Raw genomic sequence first — 25,354 nt, forward strand, 5'->3', positions numbered from 1 at the left:
AATTTAATATGCCCTTTTATACTGCCACGGAATTTCTGTTTCAACACCTAATGCTCTGGCTGAATGAATGGCAAAATAAGGATCTCTAAGATGTTCCCGAGCGATAATCACCAGATCTGCATCTCCATTGGCAATGATATCATTGGCCTGTTCCGCTTCAGTAATCATTCCCACAGCTCCTGTCAGAATCCCGGTCTGTTCTTTAATGGCTTTTGCAAAAGGAACCTGATATCCCGGAAATACCTTATCCTTGCTTACATTGGTAAATCCGCCGCCGGATGCCGTAATGAAATCTACACCGTTTTCTTTTAGGATTTCCGAAAGTCTGATACTGTCTTCCAGAGTCCAGGCTTCCTCAGATTCTATATAGTCAGTGGAAGAAATTCTTACGAAAAGAGGCATTTCAGCAGGAATAGCTTTTCTGACTTCCTGAACGGTTTCCACAAGGAAACGGATTCTGTTTTCAAAACTTCCGCCATATTCATCCTGTCTTTTGTTGATCACTGCGGAATAAAACTGATGGAACAGGTAACCATGCGCTGCATGCAGTTCAATGGTATCAAAGCCTGCTTCAAGAGCACGAAGGGCTGCTTTAACGAATTTCGTCTTTAGCCCCTGGATCTCATCAATGGTGAGTTCTTCAGCAAAAACTCCGTTGAATTCCTGGGCAGAAGATGATTTTACCTTCCAGCCTCCTTCTTCCGGAGTGAGAGGTTTCATTCTTTCATTGGGATGTTTCAGGCTGCCTTTTCCTCCTGCATGCCAGAGTTGAACCCCTATTTTTGCATCCTGTTCATGCACAAAATTTACGATGTTTTTCCAGGCATTTTTCTGTTCATCGTTCCAGATCCCTACATCAGATAATGTTGCCAGACCTTCTTCTGAAACGGCTGTACATTCGGTAAGAATCAATCCTGCACCGCCAACAGCCCTGCTTCCGAGGTGAACGAGATGCCAGTTGCCGGGAACTCCGTTTTTAGCGCTGTATTGCTGCATAGGAGATAGTGCAATCCTGTTCTTTAAGGTAAGACTGCGAATGTGTATGGGTGAAAATAAATTCATTTTTTCTTATTTTTAAATTGTTTTTGAAAATGCTTCAGCTTCAGAAACGGCTTTCAACAAAACGTTCTGTACTTCTGTCAGTATTTTTTGCAGATCAGAGCTTTCTGCTGATGCTGTTTCAAGAATATCAAGTTTTTCCTTTAACAGAGGATGTAATCCCATGATGGCAATGCTGGATTTCAGATCATGAGCCCACAGTTTCATCCCTGGAAAATCCCGGTTTTCATAAGCTGTTGTCAATTTCTGTAGATGATTGGGAATATTCTCAATAAACTGTTGAGTGACCATTTGTTCGAAGCTTTTATCGCCGCCGCTTACCGTCTGCATATAAGTGAGATCAATATACTGATAGTCAGATGATGGATTTTCGGTTTTCTTTTCGTTTTTATTATTTTCTTTAAACCCGAGTTTCGAAATCAGCATAAACAACTCTTCTTCATTGACAGGCTTAGGAATATATTCGTTCATCCCACGGCTCAGGCATCTTTCTCTTTCCCCTGCCAGCGCATGGGCGGTCATTGCGATGATCGGAATATCCAGTTTGAGTTCTTCCCGTATTTTTTGGGTGGCAGCATATCCATCCATCTGCGGCATCTGTATATCCATTAAAACCAGATCACATGCATTGCTTTTGAGATAACTTACTCCTTCAAGACCATTCGATGCAATATGAAAATCAATATTCCACTGGGAGAGCAGATGTTTCATCAGGCTTTGATTGATCACATTATCATCAACCACCAGTACTTTCAGGGGCGTATTGGATTTATCTTTAAAATAGTGGGGATCAACAGCTGGAATGACAGTAAGCTGTTCCTCAGCAATTCCGTAAGGAATATAGAAATGAAATGTAGTTCCTTTGCCCTGTTCACTGCTCACCTCGATGTTTCCGTTCTGAAGTACAATTAAGCTTTTCACGATGGATAAGCCTAATCCTGTTCCGCCGTAATTTCTTGTTGTTGAGTCTTCTCCCTGGTTGAATCTTTCGAAGATTTCAGTGAGCTTTTCTTTGTCAATTCCAATTCCCGTATCTGAAATTTTAAATCCCAGAACAGCTTCCTTCTCTGTTTTCTGTTTACTGTAGATTTCAACAGAAATATTTCCCTGGTGGGTAAATTTTATGGCATTTCCGATGAGGTTCACTAAAATCTGGGTCAGTCTTGTGGCATCTCCCACCAATGTGTCAGGAATGGAAGGATCAATCGTACTGGAAATGGTAAGTCCTTTTTCTCTGGCCCGTTCTGTAAAAAATGTTTCTACGGAATTAACCAGACCATTGATGCTGAAAATTCCCGGGGTAATGCGCATCATTCCTGCTTCTATTTTGGATAAATCAAGAATGTCATTAATGATGGCCATAAGGTTTTCTCCGGAACGTTGTATGGAAGAAACAAATTCTGCTGAGGTTTCGTCCAGTGGGCGTTTTTGCAGCAAATTGGTGAAACCGAGAATTCCGCTTAAAGGAGTTCTGATTTCGTGGCTCATATTGGCAAGGAAATTTTCTTTGGTCTGTGCCGCTACCAACGCTTTTTTCTCGGCAATATCAAGTTCGCTTATGAGTAATCTCTGACGTTTAAACTGACGAAGAATGTGATACCCAACGACAGAACCTCCCAAAATCAGTAAGACCAATATTGAAATGTCATAAAATCTTGCTTTCTGCCCCATTTCCTCACTTTTCTGGCTGAGTTCAACCATATTCAGTTTTCTGCTTTCATATATTTTAGCCGTGATGCTGGTGATTTCATTAGAAATTTTTCTTGCACGCGGATTAGCAATGGAGGTATTATCGTCCATGTTTCCAACAGAAAGATAACGGTGCAGGAGTTTATCTTTGGTTGTTTTCTTTTCCATGGCAAGAACACTTAACCTGTGGATCAGCTTTTCTTCTTCGGCGTTTACATTGTCTTTGGAAAGAGAATCCAGGAAATTTTCAATCTGACTGATTTTTTGATCAATGCCTTCGAGATGCGTGGTGTCATTTGTTGCAATAGAAGCTCTGATTCTGCTTTCCACCCCCAGAATATCACGGTCAATCTCCCTTAAGTGATTGCTGGAACGTAATTCGCTCAGCAAGGTATTGTTATTCTGAATCAGTGCCTTGGTATTTCCTGCAGAATTGAGCTGAACAGCTATCAGCAGGAGTGAGCCTGCAATAAATGTCAGGATAATAAAATAGCTGAATCGCTTGTTATCCATTACTGAAGATATATTTTTCATAATAACGGTCTGATTTAAATAAAATGCAGATAAAGGTTGATTAAACCCTAAACTGTTCAGGGATTGAGATCAAAAAAGGAAGTCAGATTTCTGATGGCCGGCAAAGGCTAAAAGACATTCATTCTCATGTTGAGTGCTTTCCTGTAGGCATCTGCTACAGGAATGAATTTACCGTTGATCATAATACCGCCGTCCTGAAGAGTGTCAATTTTACCCACAGAAACAATATAGGAACGGTGAACTCTTATAAAATGATCTTTAGGAAGACGTTCTTCAGCTGTTTTCATTTTACCGTGAATGGCAAACATCTTTTCTTTGGTATAAAACTTTACATAATCACCCATGGCTTCAGCATAGAAAATATCATCCAGTTTTAAGCGCCTTGTAATATTGGAATCTCTCACGAAAAGAAACTCATCCCTTGTGATTTCCACATTCTCTTTTCTGCTTTCAAGAATCGTCTGTGCTTTGCTTACTGCCTGCAGAAATCTGACCGGCATAATGGGCTTCAGAAGGTAATCTGCAATATTAAGCTCAAAGGCTTCCAGTGCATATTCCTTTTTTGAGGTCGTGAAAATGATGATGGTCTCTTTACCGGAAAGCGTTTTCGTGAGTTCAATTCCTGTCATTTCCGGCATTTCTATATCGAGAAATATCAGATCGACGGAATTGGACTGAAGATAATGATAAGCTTCTATAGCATTGGAAAATTCGCTGACAATGGAAAGATCCGGAACCTGTTTGGCAAGGTGTGCTAATGTTGTTCTTGCAATATCATTATCATCCACGATTAAGGCTTTCATAGGTATAGTTGTTTATGGTTTACACAAAGATAATTATAACTTTTTTATTTTGTGTTATCTGAAATAGGAACGGATCATCCATGCCATTTCCTCATGGGTTTCCATCAGACCTGTAATAAAATCGCTGGTACCGTAATCTTTATACTTTTCTGCAAATGGAGTGATATTTCCGCGGAGAGATTCGATAATGCTTTCATGATCACTTAACAAGTCTTTCATATATCCCAAACCGTCATTGGTTCTTTCACTGTATTCCGTTAAATGAGTCAGTTCCAGATAGATTTTCATCGTGGCAGGTGCATAGTGCCCGATTTTACGCATTCTTTCTGCCACGCTGTCAATCAGTTCATCCAGTTGTTTGTATTGTTCTTCAAAGAAAATGTGATTGGCATGGAAGTTATCTCCGGTTACGTTCCAGTGGGCATTTCTTGTTTTAATGTAAAGCAGTGTTTCATCTGCCAATAATTTTGCTAATTGTTCTGCAACAGCTTCAGTGTTTTTTTCTGTAATTCCGATTTTTGTTTTCATAATAATAAGATTTTAGTTGAGCATTATTGCCTTTTTCTGATGTAAAGGTCAGTCATAATCCTGGAAAACAATCTGTATTTTCGGCGAACGGGCAGAATCAATCGGTGAAAAGCGGACAATTTCCGCTTTCCATAAGTTTCAGAATAATATAACAGATAATTTTATAAGCTGAGATGCTTCTTTAAAAAGGCAAGACTTCCTTCTGCCAATGTCTGAGCATCATAAGGTGATTTCTGCCATAATGAAACCTTTTCCTGCATTCCCGGAATTGAGGAACTGAAATTTTCAAGAACCAAATTCCCTTCAAAATTGATCTTTTTCAATGCCGAGAAAAACTCTTCCCAGTTGACAGTTCCTTCTCCCAGCATACCCCGGTGGGATTCTGTAACATGAATATGCTTCAGCATTTTTCCGGAATTGATGATTGGGTCATAAAAATTATCTTCCTCGATATTCATATGGAAGGTATCAAGGTGAAGGAAGAGATTATTTCGGCCCGTTTTCTTAATAAGTTCCAGTACATTTTCTGCCGTATTGCAGACATAGGATTCATAGCGGTTAATAGGCTCTATGGCAATATCTATACTTTTGGTTTGGGCGTAATCCGCCACATGGCACCACACATCAGCAATGATTTCTTTTTCGTTTTCTGTAAGTGGTTTTCCTGTAAAAACACCGATTCCGCCATGCAGGACACCAGCCAGAAGATGGGTTTCCAGTTCATATACTTTATCGATGGCTTTTTTGATAAGCTTTTCCGCAGCTTCAGGATAGAATGCAATATGAGCGTCTTTGGGAAGGTTCAGTGAGCATACTGCTTCCAGATGGTTGTCTTTCAGTTGTTTTTTTACGGTTTTGGCATCAAAATCCATTGATGCAGGTAACAGTATTTCGATCAGATCAAATCCGGCCTGAGCCGTTTTTTCTATCGCATATTTTCCTGATTCCGCATTCCATAACGGAGTGATCCAGGAGAGTAGGGAAGCCCCTAATTTTATATTCATTATATTTTTTTATTTAATTTAAAAAATCCACCATTCCGTTCTTATTCCGAAATAAGTCCCATATCTTTTGGCTCCTGATTGCTGTAAAAACGGTGAGTAAAGACTGTTCATAGCCTCATTATTATATCTTGATACTTCTGCAATAAAACGGATATGAGGTCTAGCCCAGACACTTCTTTCAGCGGTAGGTACGATGGTAGGAGCTAAAACCAGCTTCATCATTGATGCCGCATCCTGGATTCCGTTTTTTCGTGTTGCATAGTGAAATTCAGAGAGAATATGAAACCAGTTGTTGTAGTAATAAGTGGCCCTGATTCCTGTATTAAACTCTGTTTTTTTGTTGAAAATTTCACGGTTATAATAGTCCATCGCTTTATCAGTACTGGTTGATCCTCCCTTACTTTTGGTGAAAACAGCATAGGGATTAAGCGACCACCGGTTGGAAATATTCCAGAGGAAATGTTCAACAACCGTAAAAGAGTAAGCTCCTTTATACGTTTTTGTGACCTCATCAGGAGCTCCGTAGGTTCGCCAGGTTTGTGTATTACCATTATCACCTCCATTGGCAATTCCTGTCCCGTATCTTACAGAAATCTGATTGAATGAACCCGGAATTGTTGTTGGAATATCTGAATTTAATTTAGCTCCAAAAACCCAGCCCTGATCCGATGGATATTGCTCTACAGAATTTTCCCCTGATTTTTCTACATGATGAAATTCTGCCAGTAATTTCAGCTTTTGCTTTGTATTTTTAAATGGAAGGGTCTGCTCAAGGACAAAAACTTCCCTTTGCCTGTAGATAAGGTTTTTTGATCCGCTGATCACATTGGTGTAAGAATAAGGAGTGGAGTTGCTGGCTGCAGTATCAATAGCTGCCGGGAAAAACATTGAAAACCTTGTATTTTTATGTCTCAGACCCCAACCGGTTGCCGAATGGTCATCAAAATAAAAGTAATCTGCAATGTGAATGTCATCATATCTCAGCCATCTTGATCCGGCCCAGACATCCCAGTCACTTCCCATAATGTTTCTTGCTTCAACAAAGGCTTCCGGCAAGGCAATAATCATCCCCTGATTAGATTTTGAGTCTACATTTCCCAGAAAAGTCCCTCCTGAATAAAAGCTCAGTCTTGCCTGCATATCGATCTTTGTACTTTTTGTACTGTCACCGTTCACCACCGGGCTAAAATGGAAGGCTGGTAAGAAATCTACGTAATCTCCCTGATCCATTCTGCCTCCTAAAGATCCCTGGTTGTTCAGATTCAGCTGTCTTCCTGTTTTTCCGTCGGCATTCGGAGAATAACCGGCTCCGATTCTTCCGGTTGTTCCGAAGGAAAATTTTTTATTGGTTATCGTGATCTGGGCATTAATTTCCCTGCCAGCACATGTAAGTAACATGAGCCAGGCTAATAAAAGCTTTGTTTTCATAGGGATTATTTAAGTGTTTTAGGCTTGTAGTACTTTAATGCAAATAATAAAATAACAACATAGCAAAGAATAGGAAGCAGATATGCATGAGCAATATCTTTTTCAGCAATTCTTCCCATGATCGGTGGAAAAACAGCTCCTCCAAACATGGCCATAACCAGGAATGAGGAAGCCTGCTGAACTTTAGATCCTAATCTTTTAAGCCCAAGACTGAATATGGTAGGATACATCACACTGAGGAACAGATTGAGCAAAATAAGGCTTACAAATGATATCCATCCGAAACTTTGGGAAATAATCAGGCACAGAACGATATTACATGCGGTAAAAATAGCCAGCAGTTTGTTGGGAGCGATAAATCTCATCAGGAAAGTTCCGATAAATCTTCCGATCATCATCATGGCCATACTTAAAGAAAAGTAATAGGAAGCCTGTATTTCCGGAAGGTGCATTTTTTCGACACCGTAATTGATAAAATAAGCCCAGGTTCCGCCCTGTGCGGCAATATTAAAAAACTGGGCAATAACTGCAAATATAAAATGTCTCTGTTTGTAAAGTGGTGCATGCGGATCTGATACGGAAACATCTTCTCCTTTTTCATTGTCTGAAATGATGATATCTTCTGCATGAGGGTCTTTCAGATCAGGAACTCTGATAAAGCTGAAAATAATGGTAATCGCGAGAATGACAATCCCAATCCAGGTATAAAGATTTTTTACTGAATCCAGGGATCCTGATCCTGAATCAGGAGTTCCGAAAATAAAATATCCGCCTAAAAGAGGACCGATAATAGCTCCCAGACCATTAAAAGACTGTGCAAAATTAACCCTCTGATCACTCGTCCTTTCATCCCCCAAAGCAGCTACAAAAGGATGGGCTACTGTTTCAAGGGTTGCCATTCCCATCGCAAGAACAAAAAGAGCCAGTCTGAAAAAGTTAAAAGAAGAAGTATTGGCTGCCGGAATAAACAAAAAAGATCCCAGTGCAAACAATGAAAGTCCCAGGATGACCCCTAATTTATAACCAAATCTTTTCATAAATAATCCTGCCGGAACGCCCATTAATGCATATGCCCCAAAAATGGAAAGCTGCACCAGCCCTGATTTGGACTTCGAAATGTGAAGAACGTTCTGGAAATGCTTATTCAGAACATCACCCATGGTAAGGGCAATAGCCCAGAAAAAGAATAAAGAGGTAACAAAGGACAGGATGATATAGTATTTCTTATCTGTAAATTTTGGAGTATTCATATCGTATGTTTTTAAGAGGTTTTACAGCTGTTTTTTTCTCTGAATGCCTTGAATTCTTCATAGGTATAATCCGGACATGCTCCTGATTTCGAAGTGATAAAGGCTCCCAGTGAAGTTGCCTGTTTCATGATCTCTTCCGGCGATTTTCCCTGAATTCTTTTAGACAGGAAGCCGGCCAGAAAAGAATCCCCACTGCCCACAGTATCTGCAATTTCAATATGAACTGCCGGAAAATTATAGGCAGTATCCCCCACAAAATATCTGGCGCCTTTACTTCCCTTGGTCAGAACAATTTCATTTAAATTAAAGTAAGCCTTAAGATGTTTAATGCTGGTATCTTCATCAATATAGTCTTCACCGAGATATTCAAGAATTGTTCTGAGCTCTGCCTTATTCATTTTAACAAGGTCAGATTTGTGCAATAATTTTTTAATGAATTCAAAATCGATAAAAGGAGGGCGGAAATTAACATCAAAAACCCTGAACTTTGAATATTCCAAAAGTTGCAATAGTGTATTTTGGGAAGCTTCACTTCTTGTGATCAGACTTCCAAAAACAAATGCTTCTGAATTTTGAATCAGTTCTTTATGTTCCGGCAGAGGTTGGATATAGTCCCAGGCAACTTCCTTTACAATGTCATATACAGCTTCTCCATGCTCATCAAAATCAGCAATTACAGTTCCTGTAGCCTTTTCCTGGTCTACCTGAATGAAATCTGTTGTTATTCCCCAATCCTGAATTTGGTTAAGAAGACGGTGCCCTAATTCATCATTTCCTATACGGCTTAGCATTTTGGTGTCGATTCCCATTTTAAAAAGATTGTAGGCAACATTAAATGGCGCACCGCCAGCTCTGGATCCGGAAGGGAAGATGTCCCACAGAACCTCTCCGAAACATACCACGTGATTTAATTTATTTTTTATCATAATAGGTTAAACGTTTAAGTTGTTGTTTAAAAAAATGATTGATATAGATTTGATTATTTTAAAGATGCTTTGGCAATCAGTTTGGCGGATAATGTTATTCTTTTTCCGGTTGCTGTATAATCAGTGATTTGCCCGTCCAGAAGCTTGATAGCCTCTTCAGCCATTTCTTCAATCGGCTGCTGGATGTAGGTAATCTCCGTAGGGAAGAGGTCATAGGCATCCGTTTCATCAAATGCCAATACTGAGACCTGTTCCGGAACTTTTATATTGTTTTTAACGAGATAGGAAAGCCCTGCTACCGCAAGTTTATTACTGGAAAAATATAACGCAGTATTTTCTGGAGTTTTCCCCAACGTACTTTCAAGCTTAGAATGTACCTCCTGTACAATATTTTCCAATCCTACCAGAAGATATTGAATTTCAACTGTTTTGCTGGAAGAGCTTACCGCTTTCTCAAAGCCATGCTGGCGGTCCAGAAGGTGTGGAAGATCAGTTTCATAGCCAACGTAGATCATTTTGTCAAAGTTCTTATTAAGAAGAAGGCTGGCTGTACTTTCTGCGATCTCCTGATTATCAATGGTAATTCCGGGAACAGAAACCCCTTTAAGATATCTGTCGATCGTTACAACAGGATATTTAATATGAATAAGGTTTTCTAGTGTCTTTTCTGACCCTGCTACGGGGGCAACGATCATTCCGTCTACCTGCTGCTGTGAAAAGAGTTCGGTAAGTTTTTTAAATTTTTCTGCATTCTCATCAGAACTGCCGATGATCAGGGTATAACCCAACTTTAAAGCTTTATCTTCAAGATTTCTTGCCATATGGGAATAGAAGTCATTGGAGATATCCGCCACGATTAATCCAAGAAGCTTTGTTTTATTGGTTTTCAAACTTTTTGCAATCTTATTCGGAGTGTAGTTAATCGTTTCAGCAATTTCAAAAATTTTTTTCCGGGTCTCCTCACTGATACGCTGTCCTTCCTTTCTGTTAAGAACATAAGATACGGTGGCTACGGAAACTCCTGCCAGTTTAGCAATATCTTTTATGGAAGACCTTTTCATTTTATTTTTTTAATGCACAAAAATATTTCAGAAAATAGTAAAAAAACAATAGCTGTTTTTTTTGGTGGTTTCCGAAAAATATGTAATTTAGCACTTTTTTTAAAAATAACCAACATCTTCATTATCAGTGTTTTACTTTATTGTTGTCTTTTTTCAATATGAATAAATTGTTAACTTATTGACTGCAGAGATTAAATTTAGGTTAAACGTTTATCCAATAAATTTAATTTTTTAGATTTAAACAGCTGGAAACTAAGTTTTATATTTAATAATAAAGAAACATAATAATGAGAGTTTTTACTTTATACTATAAAATAAAACCCTGCAACTCATATGAATTGCAGGGCTTATTTTGAGAATACAGTCTTTTAACTTAAAATATCACATGGCGCAACACAGATCACCCATGGACATCTTTTGATTCCCGGAGGTGGGCAGCAGGCTTCAGAGCAGCTTGTCGCTCCGCCATTAATATTCCTCAACTGGTCTCTTGAAATTTTTTTTACATTTTTCATAGTCAAGTAATTGAATTACACTGAAATTAAGGCTGGTTTCCGCCACCGCATCCGTCGTAAGGCATACATTGCCACTTACCACCGATTAAACAAAGTTGACCACCTCTGCAGTCAATTCCTCCCTTAATTGTTTTCAATTCTTTTCTTTCGATTTTCTTTAAATTTTTCATAATAAATTGTACGTTTAGTTCAATTCGAAATTAATAAAATTTTATCAACCATGATAGAATTATTGTAAAATTTTTATTTTTTAGTTGCTTAATTGTAGAATGATTAAAGTTTATTTTATGTAATGAAGTAAAATGTTTTTTGGGAATAAGTTTAAACCAATCCTTAAACTATTCCTCTCATTTCTATAAAATCTTGCCCTGTGACAAGTCCGTTTTCCGATCGGGTTGGTACCTTTGACTTAAAATTGATCCACCAAATCTGATAATATTATGAAAAGTCTATTCAAATTCTCTGCAGTATTGTTCTTTATTATTATCCTTGCCTCCTCTCTGGTATATGGACAAAAAATAAAACCTTCTGAAAGTGGTTATGCACCTGTTAATGGCATCAAAATTTACTACGAAGTGTATGGCAAAGGAAAGCCACTTGTACTGTTACATGGCGCTTTCATGACGATTGATTTGAACTGGGGTGAATTGATCCCGGAATTGTCCAAAAACAGAAAAGTAATAGCTCTTGAATTACAGGGACATGGTCACACGCCTTTTTCAGAAAGGAAATTATCACATGCTACTTTAGCCAGTGATGTTACAAAGGTAATGGACTATCTGAAAATAGACAAGGCAGATGTGGCAGGGTACAGCTTTGGAGGTGAAGTGGCCTATAAACTGGCTATTCAAAGTCCGGAAAGACTGAACAAACTGGTTATCATTTCATCAACCTATAAAACTAACGGATGGCTGCCCGAAGTAAATAAAGCTCTTGAAGGAATGAAACCTGAACTCTTCACAAACAGCCCTATGCATACTGCCTATAATGCTGTAGCACCTGATAAAACAAAATGGAAACCATTTCTGGAGCAGATGATGGCTTCTGCCGGACAGCCTTTTGACCTGGGTGATGATAATATCTCTAAAATTCCGGTGCCTGTCTTAATCATAGCTGGTGATAATGACGGATTGGATAAAACAGAACTTTCAAAAACCTATAAATTATTGGGAGGTGATGTTTTTGCAGATATGGGCGAATTACCAAAGTCCCAGCTGGCTATCGCTCCCGGACAAACCCATGTAAGCCTGATGATGCAGACGGCAATGATTGTGAATTATCTGAATGTTTTTTTGAAATAATAGAATGCCATCAAAGAATTGAAATCTGTTTATAAAGTTCAAAATCTATACTATGAATACAAAATTTGAGGCAGGAATTAATATCGCTATCAAAATTCCCAAAAATACATACGAAAAAACGGTTGCTTTTTACAGGGATATTTTAAAATTGAAAGTTGAGGAAAAGCCGATAAAAAATCCCACTGTTTCCAGAACCCACGAGGTGAAATTCGGGAATAATATCATATGGCTGGATTGTGTTGATAACTATACCCATTCTGAAACATGGCTGCAGCTTACCGTTCCCGATGTAGAAGCTGCTACACAATATCTGCTGTCAAACGGTGTGGAAACCTGTGACGAAATAGAAGAGCTTCCTGAAAATATGCACTGGATTACCGATCCTGCCGGTACCGTGTTCAATTTACAGGAAAGAAAATAGCCAAAAACAGAAGTACGATGTAAAAAATTGCTTAAAATAGAGCTTTGCCCAAAATTTTAATATCTTTAGCCATCAAATCATTACAATTTAAAATATTTTTATGCAGACGAGACCATTCCATTTCATTGTCACCATCTTTTTTCTGGTATTAAGTGCAACTGCATTTTCACAGAAAACAGCCGTGTTGGGTTCTTTACTGGACAAAAACTCAGAATTCATATTCCCACAGACTCCGGATAAAATTTCAAAAGCGTTGAACGTAAAAACTGTTTTTTATGAAGATGCCAACGAAGAAAAATATGCAAAATGGCCTATGAAAACAGGACTGGAGCTTTATTGCAGCCTGGGAAAAGACAATAGTATCAATGAGATGTTTTTTGTGACTTCAGACAATAAATCTGTCATTGTGGAAGGGCTTCCTTTTGGTCTTGTTCTGAATAAAAGTACATTACAGGACAGTAAAACGAAGTTCGGTAAGTACAATGCCAAAATACAAAAATCGGGAGCAGACAGTGAATTTCCTGGAGGGTCAAAACTGGTTTTTAAAAAAGGCAAACATTATACAACATTGCTTTTCGACAGTAAGAACCTGTTAAAATCAATAGGTTTAACAACAGAACTTAGGGATCCGGCTGCCAATTAAGTACTAAAAAACAAAACAATAATAGTATCCGTCATTATTGACGGATTTTTTTATCCTCAGACGGCGTTAACTTTAAAAGAAATCTATATCGTCAGTCCATGGTTGTTTTTCACCTCAGCCATCACAAAAGTACTGTGCGTGCTGCCGATAGAATCTACGGATCCCAGCTTGTTAAATACAAAATCCTGATAATGCTTCATATCCCGCACCTGAACTTTCAGAAGGAAATCAAAATCTCCGGAAATATTGTAACATTCGGCAACTTCTTCAATTTCTAAAATTTCTTTTACAAAATCATACCCCACAGACCGGTCGTGAATTTTAAGTTTGATCTGGCAGAAAACCGTAAATCCGCGGTTCAGTTTTTCAGCATCAAGAACTGCCGCATATCTTTTAATAAAACCTTCCTGTTCAAGCCTTTTTACCCTTTCAAAAACCGGTGAAGTAGAAAGGTTCACTTCTTTAGCAAGTTCTTTAACGGTGAGTTTGGCGTTTTTCTGGAGGAGCCTGAGCAGCTGTACATCCTTATCATCGAGTTGTTCCACAGAATATTATTCTTTTAATTAATTAAAACAGTCAAATGTACAGAATTATATGCTTTTATTTTTACTTTTTGAAGTTTAATTTGCTTAATTATTTGTTTTCAATTGTGGTTTTATTCTGTATTACTAATTTTACACAAAATTAAAAGCTTTTACTGACAACCTTTGTTAAAGGTAAAAGTATAGTTCTTTACAGATACTTCATCAAACAGGAAAGGTTTTACTTAAGGTATATTAATAGGGAATCGTGTGAAAATCACGAGCTGTCGCGCAACTGTAAGTAAACACACCAAAAGTTTTTGTCCTTGCAGCTCCACTGCCAAAAGCGGGAAGGATGACGGAAACTGTTACAAGTCAGGAGACCTGCCTTTACTGAATTGACAATGCTTTCGCGGTCTGAAGCTTTGGGGTCATATAGATGATATATCAGATTCGGGTATTTTCCTTTGTAAAGGAAATTACGCTGTCTGCCATGTCATGACTTTCCTGAAAATTCTTCCGATAAAACATTACGAAGCCTTTTAAAGAACTTTCCCAATAAGTTTAATTAAAAAGTTTAAAAAAATGCAAACTCACATTCTTGGCTATCCGCGTATTGGTAGCAAAAGAGAACTCAAAAAAGCCTGCGAGCAGTACTGGTCAGGTAAAATCCTTTTGGAAGAACTTCTGAATACCGGAAGAACTATCTGTAACCAAAACTGGAATATCCAGAAAGAAGCAGGGATAGACCTTATCCCGTGTAATGATTTTTCATACTATGATCAGGTATTGGATATGAGCCTTGTCGTAGGTGCTATTCCAACACGGTATCATGAAGTGGTGCTTAAAAAAAACAATACTGAGCTGGATCTTTATTTTGCAATGGCAAGAGGATATCAGAAAGACGGATTGGATATCACTGCCATGGAAATGACCAAGTGGTTCGATACCAACTATCACTACATCGTTCCGGAATTTTATAAAAATCAACAGTTTAAGCTCAGTTCAGATAAGATTTTCAATGAATTTGCCGGAGCAAAACAAGCGGGAATCAATGCAAAACCGGTGATTATCGGACTGGTTTCTTATCTGTTATTAGGAAAAGAAAAAGAAGAGGGATTTGATAAGCTGAATTTGGCAGTAAATCTTCTTCCAGTCTATACCGAGATTTTAACCAAACTTCAGGATCAGGGTGCGGAATGGATTCAGTTTGATGAACCTTTTCTGGCGTTGGATTTAACAGAAAAAGCCAAAGAAACTTACCTTTCTGTGTATGCTGAAATCAGAAAACGTTTTCCGAAACTGAAATTTATCGTTGCCACTTATTTTGACGGATTAAAAGATAATGCATCAATTGCTGTTTCCCTTCCGGTGAATACATTGCATGTTGATCTGGTTAGAAATCCTGAGCAGCTGGATGATATTCTGAATGTTATTCCGGACAGTTTAAACCTTTCATTAGGACTGGTTGACGGTAGAAATATCTGGAAAAATGATTATGAAAAATCCTTGTCTTTCATCAGAAAAGCGGTTGAAAAATTAGGATCTGAAAGAATTTTCATTGCACCATCATGTTCATTGCTTCATTCACCCTGTGACCTGGATTTTGAAACCAGTCTTAACCCGGAAATTAAAAACTGGCTGGCTTTTGCAAAACAAAAAGTAAAGGAAGTCGTAACGCTTAAACAACTGGCTTCCGGAACGGAAAATGAACAGATTTTTGAAGCATTTGAAGAAAATAAAAAAGCAATTGAGAGTAGAACAACTTCTTCTCTTATCCATAATGATCAGGTAAAACAAAGAGCCGATGCTGTTACAGAAAAAGATGCTCAGAGAATAAACACCTTCAAAATCCGTAAAAAAGAGCAACAGGAAGTATTGCAGCTTCCTTTGTTCCCCACCACTACGATCGGATCATTCCCGCAAACCGCAGAAGTGAGAAGCTGGAGAGCAAAATTCAAAAAAGGAGAACTTACTGCGGAACAATATGATATCTTACTGAAAGAGGAAACGCAGAGAACAATCCGCTGGCAGGAAGACATCGGAATTGATGTATTGGTTCATGGAGAATTTGAACGAAACGACATGGTGGAATATTTCGGAGAACAGCTGGAAGGATTTGTATTCACCCAAAACGGTTGGGTACAAAGTTACGGAAGCCGTTGTGTAAAACCCCCTGTGATCTTCGGTGATGTTTCCCGCCCGACTCCGATGACGGTGTACTGGTCTCAATATGCCCAATCTCAGACTGAAAAATGGGTAAAAGGAATGTTGACAGGTCCGGTTACGATTTTACAGTGGTCTTTTGTACGTGATGATCAGCCTCGTTCAGAAACTTGTAAGCAGATTGCTTTGGCAATCCGTGATGAGGTAGTGGACCTGGAAAAAGCAGGAATCAGAATTATTCAGATTGATGAGCCTGCCATCAGAGAAGGTCTTCCATTAAGAAAAACAGACTGGCAGAACTATTTGAAATGGGCAGTAGAAGCTTTCAGAATTTCAGCAAGCGGAGTAGAAGATGCTACCCAGATCCATACACATATGTGTTATTCCGAATTCAATGATATTATTGAAAACATTGCCGATATGGATGCAGACGTCATTACCATAGAATGCTCACGGTCTCAGATGGAACTGCTGAATGCTTTTGCAGATTTCAAATATCCGAATGAAATTGGTCCTGGAGTATACGATATTCACTCACCAAGAGTTCCGTCAAAAGAAGAAATGACTGAGCTGCTGAGAAAGGCTCAGAATGTCATTCCTGCCAATCAGCTCTGGGTAAATCCGGATTGCGGACTAAAGACAAGACACTGGGAAGAAACCGAAAAAGCTTTAATCGCAATGGTGGCTGCTGCCAAAGAAGCTTCAGTAGAATATGCACTTTAGAAAACTTTTACAATAATTAGATTCAATAATTAAGATCGTGTTATGATTTTCATGGCACGATCTGTTATTTTGAATAAAATAATTAAAATATAAAATCTGTTTAAGCTTTTATATCCTCAAAGACAAAAAAAGATGTGATATTTTTAAACTATTAAAATTTTTGAAGAATAAAGTAGTTGAAAATCGTTCTGATTTAAAGTGTAAACAAACTTGTCTTCATAATCTTAACACCTAATAGGATCTTAATGGTTCAAAATCTAAGTTATTTTGCCTGTAAAGCAGTTGGCGGATAGCCGAATTGTTTTTTAAAGGCAAATGAGAAATGGGATAAATTTTCAAATCCAAGATCCAGATAAATATCAGAAACGGACTTTCCTTTTTGGCTTAGCAGAAAATGAGCTTCCTTTAATCTTCGAAGCTGCAGCCATTGTCTTGGAGGGATTCCGAATATCTTTTGAAAATCCCTTTTAAATGCAGATAAACTGCGCCCCGTTAAATAAGCAAAACGCTCTACATTAACATTGAAGTGAAAGTTTTTATTCATAAAAGCTTCAATATCTATTTTATAAGGCTCGGAAAAATCAAACAGAATATCCTTAAGATCCGGATCGTAATTCAACAGTAAAAGGAGAGCTTCTTTTTGTTTAAGCCTCAGGATTTCTTCGGAAGCAGGAAGATCTTCATACGGTAATAATGAGTACATAAAAGAATGTAATGCCTTTTGCTCTGGTTTTATATAGGCCTGAACATTGTCCTTTTTTTCTGCCTGATACCCATATTCTCGGCTGAAATCATGAAGCATGGCATCGTCAAAATAGATGGATATAGTTCTGATTTCCCCGTTTTTGGGTGGATATTTTGCAAATTTTAATAAATGGTTTTTTCTGGCAGAATAGAGTTCTCCTTCTTTAAATATCGTTTTTGTGATGCCATCATTAAGTTCCATTTCCCCGGAAAGTACCAGGCCGAGGCTGTGAATTCGTGCAAATTGTTCTCCTTCCCTGAATTCTGAAAAGTGACAGGAATAATTGATGGGAAAAGGAATATTATTTTCGCTCATAGCTCAGAAAGTTGTTTCTTGATCAATTCTTATTCAAACTTACAAAACTTTTAAGGATCATAGAATCTCCACAGCAAAGCAATTCTGAGAATATTTTTGCTGTGAAGAGATCATATTAAGCCAGAATCGTTTTGGGTTCCAGGTAAGCTTCCAGTCCGAATACACCAAACTCACGCCCAATACCGCTTTGCTTGAAACCACCGAAAGGAGCGTATGGATCGTGGGCAAACCCGTTAATACAGATTCTTCCGGCATCAATCTGTGCAGCTACACGTTCCGCATGTTCATGATTATCAGAACTGATATAAGCAGCAAGACCATAAGTAGTGTCATTGGCAATGGCAATTGCTTCTTCCTCATCAGCATAAGGAATAATAGACAGTACAGGCCCGAAAATCTCTTCCTGCGCGATACGCATATCATTACGGACATTGGTAAAGATGGTTGCTTTTACAAAATTACCGCTTTCAAGACCTTCCGGTTTTCCTTCACCACCTGCAAGCAGAACGGCTCCTTCTTCCTGTCCCAGACGGATATAACTTTGTACTCTTTCAAATTGTTTTACACTCACCATAGGTCCTACAAGAGTATCTTCTTCAGCAGGATTTCCTACTTTTACCTGTCCGGCTGCTTTTTTAGCCAGTTCATTTACCTCCTCCAGTCTGTTTTGCGGAACCAATAATCGGGTAGGGGCGATGCAGGCCTGACCATTATTCATATAAGCCCCGAAAACAGCCATAGGAATTGCTTTTTCAAAATCGGCATCTTCAAGAATGATATTAGGAGACTTCCCTCCAAGTTCCAGGGTTACCCTTTTCATGGTGTCTACAGCTCCTTTGGCAATCGCTTTTCCTGTAAGTGTAGATCCGGTGAAAGAGATTTTTGCGATATCAGGATGCTGAGTAATTTCATTTCCAACTACATTTCCTAATCCGTTGACGATATTGAAAACTCCTTCCGGAAGGCCGGCTTCGTGGAAACATTCAGTAAGCAGCTGGGTTTGTGCCGCACTCATTTCGCTGGGTTTGATAACAGCGGTACACCCGGCAGCAATGGCAGTGGCAAGTTTATTACAGATAAAGCTGTTGCTGGCATTCCATGGGGTAATGATTCCAACTACACCTAAAGATTCAAAACGTACTTTGGAATGTCCCACCGTTCTTTCGAAATCATAAGATTCCAAAGTATTGATGGTGGCTGTAAAGGCAGAGACTGCATTTTGGACACTCATTCTGCTGAACTGTAAAGTTCCTCCATATTCATTCACCATAACAGCAACCAACTCATCTTCTCTTTTGCTTACAGCATCGTGCAGTTTTCTGAGAAAATGGATCCTTTCTTCCTTTGTTGTTTTTGAAAAAGTTGTAAAAGCTTTCTTTGCTGCTGCAATGGCCATTCTGGTATCTTCTTCATTTCCCAGAACCACTTCTCCGGTTTTTTGGTTAGTAACGGGATTGATAAGATCAAAAGTTTCTGTTCCTCTTGGCGTAACAAATTCGCCGTTGATGTAAATTTTATTAATCTGATTCATTTTTGATGATTTTAATACCACAAATTTCGGCAGAAACGAAAAAGAGAGGTTTGTTGTAAAGCTCAATTTTTCTTTGTTGTATGGTCCATTGTAAAGCTTGTTCATTTTATTTTTGAATTTATCCGTAAAAAGTTCCGTTCTCCAATAAAATTGACTACTTTTATCATAACCAAGTAAATAAAACGTTTTGAGAACAACTCTTAAACTTATTTTCGCTTAGTATCAGTCTCAGTAACCACAGGCTGATCGTTCTTTCGTTTGGGTAATTCTGCCCGAACAGGTTTTTATTTCATCCTATTATTTGTCGTATTCACTGTTAAAGGTGACTTTATCTCTGCTATTCCGGCTTTGACCAATGCTATTGATCAAAACTTTACTACATAGAGAAACTATAGCTTACCTCATCTTTGAATTATACTACAGAGGTATACCTTTCTGTAATGCGTGAATAATATGGAAAAAATCCAAAAAGAATATTAAGCACGATTATAAGTAATGAATGCCCAATATATCTGGGAGGTAAAAGCGAAAAATACTCCCTTACTCAAAAAGAAATGCAATCAATGTAGCAGCGACAGATTTCAATGCAGTGATAAATTCAGACTGAATGCCCAGAAAAAGAATATTGATATATGGCTGATTTACCGGTGTGTAAAATGCAGCAATACCTATAATATGACCGTATTTTCAAGAATCAGAACAGAATCAATCAGTAAAGAAATATTCCGTAAATTCTCAGAAAACCATGCCGAAACTGCCTGGCAATACGCTTTCTCACAGGAAATAAGAAGAAAAAATAATGTGGAAGCCGACTGGGAAAGTGTGGAATATGAAATTCTATACCCAAATTTTCCCGTAGAAGATCTTATGAATAGGGAAGATGAGTTCATTTCTTTTCAAATACAGTCTTCTTTTGATTTTAATATGAGAGTCTCAACAGTCATGCGAATCTGTTTAGGGCTTTCATCATCTAAACTGAACCTCTTGCTTGCTTCAGGTAAGGTTTACTTTAATGAGAAGCCTCTTCAAAAGAAATATAAGTTCAAGAATGGAGATATTGTTGATATCAACAGGCAGGAGCTGATCAATATTTATCTTATCGGAAAAGAGGATTTTTTCTCAACACAGTAAATGATCAATCATTATAAAAGCCTTCCGGTTGTTGATCGGGAGGCTTTTTATTGAGTTCACTTTATGTATTTCATTTGGATTAATCCCACTTATTTTGGGTTGAAACTGCATATTTTCCTGCGCCGGTAAAGAAAAAGCTTAAGCTTACAAGCATATAGATGACAAGCAGTTCCAAAGCCCAGCCTCCGAATTCATTAAGTTTGAAAATATTAGCTGTTTGCGCCAGTAGGGTAGCTGTGAAGCAATTGGCAGCAAAGATTAATCCTGCCAGACGAGCCCGAAATCCTATGATCAGCATGACAGGTGCAATAATTTCTCCTGCAAACACGCCATACGCAAAAAATGGCGGTAAGCCATGAATGCTCATCATATCTTCAATAAAACCAACTCCATGGATCACTTTACTGATTCCATAAACCGACATTGGAAATGCAATTGCTATTCTGGTGATCAGTAATCCTGAATCAATGTTCTTTTTCATTTCTTATAAATTATTTAAAAGTTATATTTTACAAATGCCCCGATATTTTCCAGGGTCTTTTTTCCGTTATTAAACTGGTCGAAATTGGAAGCCAGCCCGTACATCATTTTATCCTTTTTCAGGCCCAGTCTGATAAACTGCAGCCCTCTGGGATATCCACTATTATCGAGGTTTCCAATAGCGAGTACACTGAAGTATCCTTTGAAATTTTCTGTCAGATAAGGGGTGTATTCAAATGATACAGACTGTTCCAGAGAAAATCCTTTCTGATACGTAGTTCCTATAGAGTAGGAAAGTGAATAGGAGGACTGGATGATTTTATATTGCAGATAAATACTGAAAAATGCGCCGGGATTTTTCATTCCCAATGCCGCATTGGCACTAAGTCTTTTGGTAAGATTATACGAGAGGGTATTTCTGATGAAGAATATGTTTTCTTTATCTTTGGTATATTCTGTATCAAATAGGGTAAGATTGTTCAGTTTCAACCGTTCATTCAGCTGATAATTGATATTGTGCATATAAGTATAGGAGCGATGTCCTAAAACAAGATCCGGGGTATAGGAAAGCTGCTGTGCATTCAGGCTCAGGGAAGCTGATACAAGAGCTGTTATAGCGATAATTTTTGCCTTCATATTTCACTCATTAAATTTCTGTGAGCAAAATTATTCAGGCCGGAACGGAATAAACTTAAGAAATCTTAAGAAACGTCAGACAGGTGTTTTTTTCTCAGATAGCTCAGATATTCTACGGTGATTCCGAGGTAGGAAGCGATCATGTATTGAGGAAAACGCTGTTCGATATTACGGTAAGCAGTGATAAATGTGCGGTATTTGGTATAAGCATCAACGCGGGAATGTTCAAAGGTTCTTTCCTGTAACGTAACATAGGCACTCTGCATCTTCAGACGCCAGAACTCTGAGACAGCCGGAACTTCTTTGTACAATGATTCCAGATTATTTTTACTGATCTGTATGATGGTGGTATCTTCATTAGCCTGAATAAACATTCTTGAAGGCAGTTCGCTAAGATAGCTGTAAAGATCATTCACCCACCAGTTTTCAATACCCAGCTGAGTGGTATTTTCTTTTCCTTTTTCATCAATATGGTACGCATAGAGGCTGCCCTGTGCAATGAAACGCATATGTCTGGAAACCTGTCCTTCGCGAAGCAGATAATCTTTCTTTTTAAGTTGTATAATCTCTAATTTGGAATTAATGCAGTCAATATCTTTATCTTCTAAAAAAACGATTTCTCGAAAGTGTTCTATAAGTTGTAAAACTATTGTATCTGTATCCATCATTAGATTTTGTACTATAGGCACAAATTTACGTAAATATTAAATTACGGGATTAAGATGAAACAATTATACATAAGAAGACCACAATTTATTGTGTAAATTGTGGTCTTCTACAACTAAGAACTATTTAACTACGATTCTGTTTTCAAATAACCATAATGCAAAGCTGTATCTTTTCCGAATAGACTTGAGAAAATATTCTGAAACTCATGGATATACTTACATTTTATAGCATTCCCATATATTTTAAGCCCTTCCATTATTTTTCTGGAACTCAAGTCTATATCATATTTTATAAAAGCTTCCGGTCTTTCATACCGTATACTCTGATCTGAACTGTCCGTTCGTGAAAAGCCGAGCTTTTCAAGCCATTCTTCCGTTATTTTAATCGGTTTAATGGATGCTGCCGGGACCGAAATACTTTGAATATCATTTTCAATTTTAACAAAATAAGCCTGTTCGACATTTTGAAAGATCTCTGTAATGGTATAAATCTGATTTTTATACTCAACCAAGTTCTTGATTTTTAGATCTGCTACGTTCATAATATTTTGATTTTAAATGGTGATATGGTAACAAGTAAAATAGCAAATAGTATGCCCGACATTGCGTTGTTAAATCTTGTATTGAATGAGATTAGGTTAAATTTTTGATATAAAAAATTAATAATACGTTAAAATAGTACACTATACGTGAATTATCACATAATCATGAAGTACCGGATGTGGTATCTATGTGGTATTAGTTTTTTATTCCCGCTTTTGGATTGGTATTAAAAGTGGTAAGAAGAAGAGCGGTTATAACACTTATCATAAGAACTGCTATGAAAACATCCCATGAAAAGGCATGAAGCAGATAACCGGTACCGCTTCCCAGAATACTTGAACCAAAATAATAAAAAAGCCAGTAAATAGAAGTGGCTGAAGATTTTCCCCGCCTTGCATACAATGCAGTCATCTGGCTGGCCATAGTATGAGCAGCGAAAAATGAAAGGGTGAAAAGCCCGAGTCCGAAAATAAGGATATAAATGTTTTCAGACAGCAATAAAGCAGCTCCGATAATCATAGTCAGAATGGATGCTTTAAGGATATTATTCATGGGAAACCTCCTTGAAAGACGGCCTACGATCATCGTTCCAAAGACGCCAAAAATATACATCAGAAAGATAAAAGCAATGATAAAGTGGCTTAATGAAAATGGTTTAGTCTCTAGTCTGAATGTCAGGTAATTATAAACACTCACGAAAACACCCATTAATAATGCTGCAGTACAATATAAACGGAGCATGTAAGGATTGGTAAGGAAAAATTTCATCTGTTTTACCTTAAGATGATAATCTGTTTTCTGAGAATTGAAAAATTTTGATTCCGGAAACAGTTTCCAGAATACAGCACCAAGAATAAAACTTTCTATACCGATCAGAAGAACAGCATTACGCCATCCGAATTCCCCTTCAAAAAGAGTCGCCATTATCCTTCCGCTCATTCCACCGATTGTATTTCCGCTAAGATACATACTGATGGCTGCAGGTACTGCCAGAGCATCCACTTCTTCTGTAAGGTAGGCAAGGGCAACTGCTGAGACGCCTGAAACAACAAATCCTTTCAATACTCCGATAGCAATGAGCAGACTTAAACTTGGAATCCAGGTAGAAATAATAGTCAGAATGGCAGATGAAATCAGCGAAAAAACCATAAGACTTTTTCTGGAATAGCTGTCTGCTTTAAAAGCAAAAAACAGTAATCCCAATGCCATACCTATTGTGGATGATGAAACCAGCAGGGAAGTATCACCTACAGACACTCCGAACTGCTCTGCAACTATAGGCAGCATCGGCTGGAAAAGATAAAGCTGTGCAAAAACCGAAAGTCCTGAAAAAAAAATACAAAGTTTTATATATCGGAAACGTAAGCTTCCCTGAATGGCTTTTTCAGATGAATTCATGATTTTTTTGCAATTACAATGCAATGGTTTTACAGAAAATTTGTCTTGTAAATTTCCTGATTATTTTCCGAACTTAAAAATTATTATCTCAATGATGTGGATTGGTGATACAAATCAATGAAGCTGAAGGCTGCTGATATACTCGGAAGGGGTAATATTTTCCATCTGCTTGAAAACCCTGTTGAAGGTAGACTGGTTAGAGAATCCGGCCTCAGTATAGATATACATGAGGGTTACCTTTTCAAGGTCATTTTCATTAAGCAGTTTTTTTACACATTCAATCCTGTGCATATTCAGGTAATTATTGAAGTTGGGATATCCTTTTGCACGAATTGATTTTGAGATATAACTACTGTTGATTTCCATTTCTGTGGAAAGCTTTGAAATATTGAAATTAACATCTTTATACAGCTGTTTTTCTCTCATCACAGATTCAATTTTGTCAAACAGTTCATCCGCAAAAGGAGCTTTGTCTGCTGTAGGAACCGGCTGTATTGCTGTACTCTGGGCTTTCTCCTCAATTTCGTGGTAAATTTCAACCCGTTTTATTTTATCCTTAAAATAGAGCAGGAGTGCAATGACTGCTACATTGGAAATCATAAGGATGGTATCGGTAATTCTCACATCTTCTGGTTGGTGTATCGGGAATTTAAAGCTGAAAGATTTAGAAATAAGGTATCCCGCTATAATATTCAGCAAAACATATATGCTGTAAATAAAAACATATTTTCTTTGAAAGAAAACATAGGCTGCCAGCGGAATCGGAATAAGCCAGACAAAACTCGCTATAGAATTGTTCCAGAAAGCCAGCATAATGTAAAAATTATAAAGCGTCGCAATAATGATGTAGGAATGTACCATGACATTCACCGAGTAGGTTTTGCGTACAATCAGATACGTATAGACCATTAAAAAAAGTCCTCCGAAAAGATACCAGGCCATTATTTTATCGGGAATAATAAAAGTAAATATTAAACCAAATAGGGCAAGAATAACAGACATCAGAATATTATAATAATACACCAGTTGTCTTTTGTACTGTTCAATTTTTATGTCTTTTTCGGTGGTCATTTGTGGCAGAAGGTAATTTTAAATCATTCCAATATTTTCTCTTAACAGTCAGATTTCAGAAAATGACTGGTTTAACTTTCTGGTTATTAGTGATTTGTGTTTTGTGAGCTGTTTCCTGTTTTTCATTGATTATTGATGGATTTGATTTATCAGCGCGGATAACTTTGCATCAGCTAGCTCAACAAAGGCTGATTGATGATCTATCAATTAACCCTAAACGATTTATTCAATTTTTAAATAAATCAAATAATTTTTAAACAAATA

At 37.8% G+C, this 25,354-nt stretch carries 25 protein-coding genes and 1 riboswitch; of the genes, 5 read left to right on the forward strand and 20 right to left on the reverse strand.

Features of this window, described 5'->3' with window-relative positions; genetic code table 11:
- Window positions 1-3 precede the first annotated feature (3 nt).
- The 11 genes from ACLI50_RS12065 to ACLI50_RS12115 form a co-directional block, all read right to left on the reverse strand.
- A complete protein-coding gene (locus ACLI50_RS12065) occupies window positions 4-1,062 on the reverse strand; it encodes an NADH:flavin oxidoreductase/NADH oxidase (protein ID WP_395973278.1) in 1,059 nt (352 codons plus the stop codon).
- Window positions 1,063-1,074: 12 nt separating this feature from the next.
- Window positions 1,075-3,282: a hybrid sensor histidine kinase/response regulator gene (locus ACLI50_RS12070; protein WP_395973280.1), complete on the reverse strand. Its 2,208-nt coding sequence runs from the start codon at window positions 3,280-3,282 to the stop codon at window positions 1,075-1,077.
- A 107-nt stretch (window positions 3,283-3,389) separates the two neighbouring features.
- Window positions 3,390-4,085 carry a LytR/AlgR family response regulator transcription factor gene (locus ACLI50_RS12075; protein WP_202842816.1) on the reverse strand — a complete coding sequence of 232 codons (696 nt, stop codon included), beginning with the start codon at window positions 4,083-4,085 and terminating at the stop codon, window positions 3,390-3,392.
- A 54-nt stretch (window positions 4,086-4,139) separates the two neighbouring features.
- Window positions 4,140-4,613, reverse strand: coding sequence for a Dps family protein (locus ACLI50_RS12080; protein ID WP_411413884.1), 474 nt, complete (start codon window positions 4,611-4,613; stop codon window positions 4,140-4,142).
- A gap of 161 nt (window positions 4,614-4,774) precedes the next feature.
- Window positions 4,775-5,617: a sugar phosphate isomerase/epimerase family protein gene (locus tag ACLI50_RS12085; RefSeq protein WP_411413885.1), complete on the reverse strand. Its 843-nt coding sequence runs from the start codon at window positions 5,615-5,617 to the stop codon at window positions 4,775-4,777.
- Between the two features lie 18 nt (window positions 5,618-5,635).
- Window positions 5,636-7,045, reverse strand: coding sequence for a carbohydrate porin (locus tag ACLI50_RS12090; protein WP_411413886.1), 1,410 nt, complete (start codon window positions 7,043-7,045; stop codon window positions 5,636-5,638).
- Between the two features lie 5 nt (window positions 7,046-7,050).
- Entirely contained in the window at window positions 7,051-8,295 is a 1,245-nt protein-coding gene (locus ACLI50_RS12095; RefSeq protein WP_411413887.1) for a sugar MFS transporter, read from the reverse strand.
- Window positions 8,296-8,306: 11 nt separating this feature from the next.
- Window positions 8,307-9,221 (reverse strand): carbohydrate kinase family protein, encoded by a 915-nt coding sequence (locus ACLI50_RS12100; protein ID WP_411413888.1) that lies wholly within the window; start codon window positions 9,219-9,221, stop codon window positions 8,307-8,309.
- A 53-nt stretch (window positions 9,222-9,274) separates the two neighbouring features.
- Window positions 9,275-10,282 carry a LacI family DNA-binding transcriptional regulator gene (locus ACLI50_RS12105; RefSeq protein ID WP_202842806.1) on the reverse strand — a complete coding sequence of 336 codons (1,008 nt, stop codon included), beginning with the start codon at window positions 10,280-10,282 and terminating at the stop codon, window positions 9,275-9,277.
- Between the two features lie 368 nt (window positions 10,283-10,650).
- Window positions 10,651-10,797 (reverse strand): bacteriocin-like protein, encoded by a 147-nt coding sequence (locus ACLI50_RS12110; RefSeq protein WP_171006234.1) that lies wholly within the window; start codon window positions 10,795-10,797, stop codon window positions 10,651-10,653.
- Between the two features lie 26 nt (window positions 10,798-10,823).
- Window positions 10,824-10,967, reverse strand: coding sequence for a bacteriocin-like protein (locus tag ACLI50_RS12115; protein WP_171006235.1), 144 nt, complete (start codon window positions 10,965-10,967; stop codon window positions 10,824-10,826).
- A 270-nt stretch (window positions 10,968-11,237) separates the two neighbouring features.
- Between ACLI50_RS12115 and ACLI50_RS12120 the strand changes: the two genes are divergently transcribed.
- The 3 genes from ACLI50_RS12120 (at window position 11,238) to ACLI50_RS12130 (ending at window position 13,162) form a co-directional block, all read left to right on the forward strand.
- Window positions 11,238-12,098 (forward strand): alpha/beta fold hydrolase, encoded by an 861-nt coding sequence (locus tag ACLI50_RS12120; RefSeq protein WP_343642563.1) that lies wholly within the window; start codon window positions 11,238-11,240, stop codon window positions 12,096-12,098.
- 52 nt (window positions 12,099-12,150) lie between these two features.
- Window positions 12,151-12,519: a VOC family protein gene (locus tag ACLI50_RS12125; RefSeq protein WP_137904361.1), complete on the forward strand. Its 369-nt coding sequence runs from the start codon at window positions 12,151-12,153 to the stop codon at window positions 12,517-12,519.
- A 100-nt stretch (window positions 12,520-12,619) separates the two neighbouring features.
- Window positions 12,620-13,162 carry a hypothetical protein gene (locus ACLI50_RS12130; protein WP_202842802.1) on the forward strand — a complete coding sequence of 181 codons (543 nt, stop codon included), beginning with the start codon at window positions 12,620-12,622 and terminating at the stop codon, window positions 13,160-13,162.
- A gap of 83 nt (window positions 13,163-13,245) precedes the next feature.
- Here ACLI50_RS12130 and ACLI50_RS12135 read toward each other — a convergent pair whose 3' ends face one another.
- Entirely contained in the window at window positions 13,246-13,707 is a 462-nt protein-coding gene (locus tag ACLI50_RS12135; protein WP_202842799.1) for an Lrp/AsnC family transcriptional regulator, read from the reverse strand.
- A gap of 195 nt (window positions 13,708-13,902) precedes the next feature.
- A riboswitch (cobalamin riboswitch) is annotated at window positions 13,903-14,089 on the forward strand.
- 179 nt (window positions 14,090-14,268) lie between these two features.
- Here ACLI50_RS12135 and metE point away from each other — a divergent pair.
- Window positions 14,269-16,572, forward strand: a complete 2,304-nt coding sequence (gene metE / locus ACLI50_RS12140) for a 5-methyltetrahydropteroyltriglutamate--homocysteine S-methyltransferase (RefSeq protein ID WP_411413889.1) — start codon at window positions 14,269-14,271, stop codon at window positions 16,570-16,572.
- Window positions 16,573-16,834: 262 nt separating this feature from the next.
- Here the strand turns inward: metE and ACLI50_RS12145 are convergent, their stop codons facing one another.
- Together ACLI50_RS12145 and ACLI50_RS12150 are read right to left on the reverse strand one after the other, a co-directional pair.
- Window positions 16,835-17,632, reverse strand: a complete 798-nt coding sequence (locus ACLI50_RS12145) for a helix-turn-helix domain-containing protein (RefSeq protein WP_395973296.1) — start codon at window positions 17,630-17,632, stop codon at window positions 16,835-16,837.
- Window positions 17,633-17,747: 115 nt separating this feature from the next.
- On the reverse strand, window positions 17,748-19,163 hold the full coding sequence (locus ACLI50_RS12150; protein ID WP_202842793.1) for an aldehyde dehydrogenase family protein: 1,416 nt from the start codon (window positions 19,161-19,163) through the stop codon (window positions 17,748-17,750).
- Window positions 19,164-19,658: 495 nt separating this feature from the next.
- Between ACLI50_RS12150 and ACLI50_RS12155 the strand changes: the two genes are divergently transcribed.
- Window positions 19,659-20,294 carry a DUF1062 domain-containing protein gene (locus ACLI50_RS12155; RefSeq protein WP_411413890.1) on the forward strand — a complete coding sequence of 212 codons (636 nt, stop codon included), beginning with the start codon at window positions 19,659-19,661 and terminating at the stop codon, window positions 20,292-20,294.
- 79 nt (window positions 20,295-20,373) lie between these two features.
- On the opposite strand, the gene ACLI50_RS12160 is transcribed toward ACLI50_RS12155, so the two are convergent.
- From ACLI50_RS12160 to ACLI50_RS12185, 6 genes are all read right to left on the reverse strand, one after another.
- Entirely contained in the window at window positions 20,374-20,775 is a 402-nt protein-coding gene (locus ACLI50_RS12160) for a DoxX family protein (protein ID WP_411413891.1), read from the reverse strand.
- 14 nt (window positions 20,776-20,789) lie between these two features.
- Window positions 20,790-21,410, reverse strand: coding sequence for a hypothetical protein (locus ACLI50_RS12165; RefSeq protein WP_411413892.1), 621 nt, complete (start codon window positions 21,408-21,410; stop codon window positions 20,790-20,792).
- Between the two features lie 65 nt (window positions 21,411-21,475).
- Entirely contained in the window at window positions 21,476-22,075 is a 600-nt protein-coding gene (locus ACLI50_RS12170; protein WP_411413904.1) for a Crp/Fnr family transcriptional regulator, read from the reverse strand.
- A gap of 131 nt (window positions 22,076-22,206) precedes the next feature.
- Window positions 22,207-22,620: a hypothetical protein gene (locus tag ACLI50_RS12175; protein ID WP_330746129.1), complete on the reverse strand. Its 414-nt coding sequence runs from the start codon at window positions 22,618-22,620 to the stop codon at window positions 22,207-22,209.
- Window positions 22,621-22,816: 196 nt separating this feature from the next.
- Window positions 22,817-24,019, reverse strand: a complete 1,203-nt coding sequence (locus ACLI50_RS12180; RefSeq protein WP_411413893.1) for an MFS transporter — start codon at window positions 24,017-24,019, stop codon at window positions 22,817-22,819.
- Window positions 24,020-24,133: 114 nt separating this feature from the next.
- Window positions 24,134-25,090 (reverse strand): helix-turn-helix domain-containing protein, encoded by a 957-nt coding sequence (locus ACLI50_RS12185; protein ID WP_202842782.1) that lies wholly within the window; start codon window positions 25,088-25,090, stop codon window positions 24,134-24,136.
- Window positions 25,091-25,354: the final 264 nt, after the last annotated feature.

Source organism: Chryseobacterium cupriresistens (assembly GCF_046614675.1).
In the GTDB taxonomy this organism is placed as follows: domain Bacteria; phylum Bacteroidota; class Bacteroidia; order Flavobacteriales; family Weeksellaceae; genus Chryseobacterium; species Chryseobacterium cupriresistens.